This is a genomic window from uncultured Campylobacter sp., from assembly GCF_938018035.1.
In the GTDB taxonomy this organism is placed as follows: Bacteria; Campylobacterota; Campylobacteria; order Campylobacterales; family Campylobacteraceae; genus Campylobacter_B.
Map to the genome: position 1 here is coordinate 1 of NZ_CALIJF010000025.1, position 5,242 is coordinate 5,242.

General features: G+C 49.9%; 7 protein-coding genes. 6 read left to right on the forward strand and 1 reads right to left on the reverse strand.

All coding sequences use genetic code 11. The annotated features are described in order from the left end of the window. Positions 1 to 35 precede the first annotated feature (35 nt). On the reverse strand, positions 36 to 1,286 hold the full coding sequence (serS, locus tag Q0257_RS00735) for a serine--tRNA ligase (protein ID WP_298020296.1): 1,251 nt from the start codon (positions 1,284 to 1,286) through the stop codon (positions 36 to 38). A gap of 140 nt (positions 1,287 to 1,426) precedes the next feature. On the opposite strand from serS, the gene Q0257_RS00740 reads away from it, so the two are divergent. The 6 genes from Q0257_RS00740 to Q0257_RS00765 all read left to right on the forward strand — a co-directional run. Continuing rightward, the gene (locus Q0257_RS00740) at positions 1,427 to 2,176 is read left to right on the forward strand and encodes a DUF4198 domain-containing protein (protein ID WP_298020299.1); all 750 of its coding nucleotides are present in this window, start codon (positions 1,427 to 1,429) and stop codon (positions 2,174 to 2,176) included. Positions 2,177 to 2,188: 12 nt separating this feature from the next. Next, entirely contained in the window at positions 2,189 to 3,031 is an 843-nt protein-coding gene (locus Q0257_RS00745; RefSeq protein WP_298020302.1) for a hypothetical protein, read from the forward strand. Continuing rightward, positions 3,021 to 3,620, forward strand: coding sequence for a cobalt transporter CbiM (gene cbiM, locus Q0257_RS00750; RefSeq protein ID WP_298020305.1), 600 nt, complete (start codon positions 3,021 to 3,023; stop codon positions 3,618 to 3,620). Before Q0257_RS00745 ends, cbiM begins: the two co-directional genes overlap by 11 nt. Further along, entirely contained in the window at positions 3,617 to 4,258 is a 642-nt protein-coding gene (locus tag Q0257_RS00755) for a hypothetical protein (RefSeq protein WP_298020308.1), read from the forward strand. The genes cbiM and Q0257_RS00755 overlap by 4 nt, the downstream gene beginning before the upstream one ends. After that, the gene (locus Q0257_RS00760; protein ID WP_298020311.1) at positions 4,255 to 4,902 is read left to right on the forward strand and encodes a hypothetical protein; all 648 of its coding nucleotides are present in this window, start codon (positions 4,255 to 4,257) and stop codon (positions 4,900 to 4,902) included. Before Q0257_RS00755 ends, Q0257_RS00760 begins: the two co-directional genes overlap by 4 nt. Further along, the coding region (locus Q0257_RS00765; RefSeq protein ID WP_298020314.1) for an ATP-binding cassette domain-containing protein at positions 4,899 to 5,242 on the forward strand (344 nt) is incomplete at its 3' end. The genes Q0257_RS00760 and Q0257_RS00765, both read left to right, overlap by 4 nt.

Below are 5,242 nucleotides of genomic sequence, written 5' to 3' on the forward strand. Positions count from 1 at the left end.
AATTTGGGTTTTTGTAAGGCTTTTGCACGGGCCGCCTACATATATTTTTCTAAAACGCGCGGAATTTCGATGCTGCCATCCTTGCGCTGGTAGTTTTCCATCACCGCGATCAGCGTGCGGCCGACCGCGAGCGAGGAGCCGTTTAGCGTGTGAACGAGGCTGTTTTTCTTGCCGTCTTTGAAGCGGATCTTGGCTCTGCGCGCCTGAAAATCGCGGCAGTTGCTGATCGAGCTGATCTCTCGGTATTGGTTCTGCCCCGGCAGCCAAACCTCCAAATCCACGGTCTTTGCGGCGCTAAAGCCCAGATCGCCGCTGCAAAGCAGCATGTGTCTGTGCGGAAGGCCTAGGCTAGCTAGCAGATCGCTCGCGCACGAAATCATCTCCTCAAGCATCTTTGCGCTATCTTCGGGGCGCGTGATGGCGACGAGCTCGACCTTTTCGAACTGGTGCTGGCGGATCATGCCGCGCGTATCGCGCCCCGCCGAGCCCGCTTCCTTGCGAAAGCAGTGGCTGTAGCTGGTGAGCTTGATCGGCAGCTCCTCGCTGCGTAAAATTTCATCGTTAAAGAGATTCGTCGCCGTAACCTCGCTCGTAGGGATGAGGTAGAGGTTTTGCTCCTCGTCGTCGACGCGGTAGAGATCATCTTTAAATTTAGGTAGCTGGCCCGTGCCGTAGAGGATCTGATCGCGCACCAAAAACGGCATATTTACGAGCTCGAAGCCGCGCGAGTTGTTAAATTCTATCATGTAGTTGATGAGAGCCATATTCAGTTTTGCGCCCAGCCCACGGATCGCGGTAAAGCGGCTGCCGCTGAGTTTGACGCCGCGCTCGAAATCAAGCCATCCCAGCGCCTCACCGAGCTCGAAGTGCTGCTTGGGCGCGAAGTCGAACGTGCGCGGATCAAGCACCTTTTTGATACAGACGTTTTCGTTCTCGTCCGCACCGATCGGCACGTCGTCGTCGATGATATTCGGCACGCACGCGGCGATCGCTTCTAAGCTTTGCTCGCGCTCGTTTACGAGCTCGCTTAGGCATTGGATCTTTTGCTTGTTTTCCTCAAGCTGCGATTTTAGCGCGCCCACGTCTCTGCCCTCGCGCGCGGCGAGGCCGAGCTCCTTGCTCTTTGCATTTTGCACGGCTTGGAGGTTTTCCAGTTCCGTTTTTTTGGATTTTAGCTCGTTATAGGCATCTAGTAGCGTTTGCAGAGTTTGCGGCGGGACTTTTTTGGCGATGAGTTTTTTATTAAATTCGTCGAAATTCGTCTCGATAAGTTTTAAATTTATCATTTTCTGCCTCTTTTTGGTAATTTAAATTGCGACATTTTAACTAAAGTTTGCTTTAAATACTCAAAATAAACCCACATTTAAGCAATACGGATGAAAAAAAGTGATACAATTCCGTAATATTTTATTATGAAAGGTATTACATGAAGGCAAAATTTGCTTTTTTAGGAATTTTCGCAGCGAGCCTTGCGTTCGCACATTTCGGCGTTCTTACAACGGATAAAAATGTCGTAGAGGATCAAAAAGACGCTACTTTAAAGCTAAATTTGGAATTCTCACATCCGTTTTTACAGGAGTCTATGAATCTACAAAAGCCCGCAGAATTCGGCGTTTTTATTGACGGAGAGAAAAAATCGCTCCTAGGCAGCCTAAAAGAGCAGAAAAAGGGCGAAAATTCCTATTTCGCGGCGGAATTTAAAGCGGACAAGCCATCGCTTTTAGCGTTTTATTTCGATCCCAAATCCTATGCCGAGCCGGCTGAGCGCAAGATGATCCGCCATATCACCAAAACCTACGTCGATGCTTACGGCGCGGGCGAAGGCTGGGATAAGCCGCTCGGGCTAGAGGCGGAGATCGTGCCGCTAGTGCGGCCTTATGCGCTGTATGCGGGCGAGATATTTAGCGGAGTTTTTTTACTGCACGGAAAGCCCGTTCCGGGCGCGGACGTGGAGATCGAGCTATATAACGATAAGGGCTACAAAGCCCCTAGCGAGGCGCATGTCACACAGGTCGTTAAAACCAACGGCGCGGGCGAGTTTAGCTTCGTGATACCGGTTGCCGGCTGGTGGGGCTTTGCGGCTCTTAGCGAGGAGGAAGCCGCCAAAGGAAGCGAGCAGCCCGTAAATGAGCTGGGAGCCGTACTTTGGATCAAGGCAGACGAGCTGAAAAAATAGGGGAGCGGCTCGGTGAGATCTCTTTTTTCGGGCAAAATTTGCGCCGCCGCGGATAAATTTAAATTTACGCTTTGGCAGGGCTTTGAAATTTTATTTTCGCGCGTTTTGCTTTTGGGTGTAAAATTTCCAGCGAATTCTGCGGCTGAAATTTTACGGGGCAGAATTTTGTCGTTTCGCACCCGCGCGCAGTCTGCGTCTCGGGGTTTGGTTAAAACTTTACGGAGCAAAATTTCGCCGATCAAAATTTTAAGAAACGTAGCTCTGCTGCGTGGAATTTTGCTTGGTAGAAATCCGCGCTTAGGAGCTTCGAGCGATGGTATTGCTCTGCTCGCGATTTTTCGCAAGCGTAGAAATCCGCTCTTAGGAGCTTCGAGCCGTAAAATTTCATATCCGTGGATTTATGAGCGTAAAATACCCGCGCGCAAAATTTCGTTTTTTGAAATTTTGCAAACTCCGACTTTTAAAATTTTGCAAGCTCTGTTTTACTGCGCGAGCGTCGCACCAAGATCGCTCGGAGCCTCAAATTTTGCGTCGCGAAATCCATTTGCCGCTCCTGCAAATGTAGCAAACAAAAATTTTTGCGCCATGCGAGCTGTAAAATTTATCAAATTTGCCGGTTCCGTAAGCAGTTCCGAGGCTGCTTCGAGTCTTGCGCTAACAGCCGCCGCAAATAGGACGCAAGCCGCGAGTTTTACAGCCGCAAATTTTGCTGCGACTAAAGCCGTAAAAGCAAGACCTGTAGCAATCAAGGCAATTATCGCAAAGGTCGCAAATGCCTTAAATTTAACTAGCTCCCGCGTTTTTGCGCGTCTAAAAAACGGGAGTGATTTAAAGGAGGCGAGCCATGCACATTAGCGAAGGAGTTTTGAGCGCGCCCGTGCTGCTCGCAGGCTGGGCGGTTACGGCGCCTGCGGTAGCGGCGATTTTATGGCGCGTAAAGCAGGCTGAAATCCCTAGGATCGCATGTTTTAGCGCGCTGTTTTTCGTCGCCTCTTTCGTGCACCTGCCTGTGGGCGTCAGCTCCATGCACCTGATGCTAAGCGGGCTCGTGGGCGCGTTTTTGGGCTCGCGCGCGATCTTGGCGATTTTTGTCGCGCTATTTTTGCAAGGGGTGTTTTTCGGCTTCGGAGGGCTTAGCGTGCTCGGCGTAAATACCGCAGTCATCGGCTTTCCGGCGGTTTTGGGCGGGCTCTTTGCCGCCGCCTCAAAAGCGCAAGAGCTAAAAGCGCGCACGCAAAAAATTTATCTATTTTTGGCGGGTTTCGTGCCGATCGTCTGCTCGATGCTGCTTCTTGATCTCGTGCTTTTCATCAGCGGACGGGAGTTTTTTGCTATCGCGACGCTCATCTCGCTCGAAGGCGCAATTCTAGCTGTTTTGGAAGGAATCATCACCCTTTTTGCGCTTAGCTTTATTGCGAAATTTTACGGCGGACAAAGGCGATGAGAGCGCTATTTTTCTTAGCGGTTTTGAGCTCTTTTGCATTTTCGCATGCGCTTCATCTTTTTGCGACGCAAGAGGGCGATAGAGTGGCGATTTATAGCTATTTTTATAAAAATTCTCCCTGCATGGAGTGCGAAGTTTTAATCAGTGCGGGCGGGCGCGAAATTTTGCGCACTAGGACCGATAAAGAGGGACTTGCGAGCATACGAATGCCAGCTAAAAATTTTACTATTCAAATTTACGGAGGTGCAGGGCATGGTGCGCAGATGGAATTTAGCGCCGAGGACTTTACGCCGCAGGATTCCGGTGATCCTGAAAATTCCACGCCGCAAAATTCTGACGTTTCTAAAAATCCTGTGCCGCAAAATTTGAACGCCGCTAAAAATTCCGCGTTCGAAGGCAGTGCGTCCGAAAATATCGCGCCTAAAGACAGCGTATCTGAAGATAAAATTCCAAGCGCTTCCGAGCCTTTGGAAAATTCCACCTCCCAAAGCATCTCGCCGAAAGAAAACTCCAAAAATGACATTCAAAGCATGGCGTTTCAAAGCCAGTCTGCCGAGGCGCCTAAAATCGCGCTTTGTTTGGCCTTGATTTTCGGCTTTTTTGGCTTAATGTGGCTAGCGAAAAGAGCGCGCAAATGAGCCCCGCCGTATCACTGCTCGCGTTTTTCATCTTCAGCTTCGGCGTCGGACTTAGCGGGCAGCTTTACGCGGCGTTTTTTGCTCCACCGCTACTTCTTTTTGCGCTTAAAATTTCGATTGCGCGCGCGGTCTGCACAAGGCTTGCGGTATTAAATATCTTTGCGATTTTAAGCGCGTTAAGCCCCGCCATAGTCGGCAACTACGAGCTTGCGGGCGTGATATTTTTGCGCGCGAATTTGATAATGGCGTTTGCAATTTTGCTATTTTACGGCAAAGACGAATATTTTTTCGCGCGCGGATTTTACGGGCTCGGGCTCGGCGAAAAGCTAAGCGCTTTGGTGTATTGCTGTGGGCGATTCGTAAATTTTTTACGCTCGGATCTAGGAGGGCTGCAAGCACTTTTGCGAATGCGCGGATTTGTGGGGACGAGCGGAATTTTCACCTATAAAATTTATGCAAATTTAGTTGGAATTTTAGCGATTTCGGCGCTTGAGCAAGCAAGAAATTTAAGCCTGGTGATGAGCGCGCGAGGGTTTTGCGGTAGGCTATTTTACGAACGTCGCGATGGCTTGAGCGTCTCGGAGGCCTCGTTTTTGGCGTTCGTGCTGGCATGCGTATTTATTAAAATCGGAGCTATCTTATGAGCTGTTCGCTTAAGGCGCTGGATTTAAGCGCTAAAAATGGCGAGCGAGAAATTTTTCGCGGCGTAAATTTGAGCGTAGGGCATAAGGAAAAAGTGGCGATCTTGGGCGCGAACGGGCAGGGCAAGACGAGCCTGCTTCAAATTTTAGGCGGCCTAAGGCAATGGGGCGAGGGCGAGATCGAGCTTTTCGGTGAGAAGCTTGAGTGTGCGGAGGATTTTGTAAAATTTCGCCACGAGATCGGGTTTTTGTTTCAAAACAGCGACGATCAATTTTTGTGCGCGAGCGTGTTTGAGGACGTCGCATTTAGCCTGCGTGCGCAAAATGAGCGGTTAAAACGAGC

What these genes read in the sequence shown, in the direction of transcription:
- serS (WP_298020296.1), bottom strand. Translation starts at nt 1,286, where the DNA reads ATGATAAATTTAAAACTTATCGAGACGAATTTCGACGAATTTAATAAA.
- Q0257_RS00740 (WP_298020299.1), top strand. Translation starts at nt 1,427, where the DNA reads ATGAAGGCAAAATTTGCTTTTTTAGGAATTTTCGCAGCGAGCCTTGCG.
- cbiM (WP_298020305.1), top strand. Translation starts at nt 3,021, where the DNA reads ATGCACATTAGCGAAGGAGTTTTGAGCGCGCCCGTGCTGCTCGCAGGC.
- Q0257_RS00755 (WP_298020308.1), top strand. Translation starts at nt 3,617, where the DNA reads ATGAGAGCGCTATTTTTCTTAGCGGTTTTGAGCTCTTTTGCATTTTCG.
- Q0257_RS00760 (WP_298020311.1), top strand. Translation starts at nt 4,255, where the DNA reads ATGAGCCCCGCCGTATCACTGCTCGCGTTTTTCATCTTCAGCTTCGGC.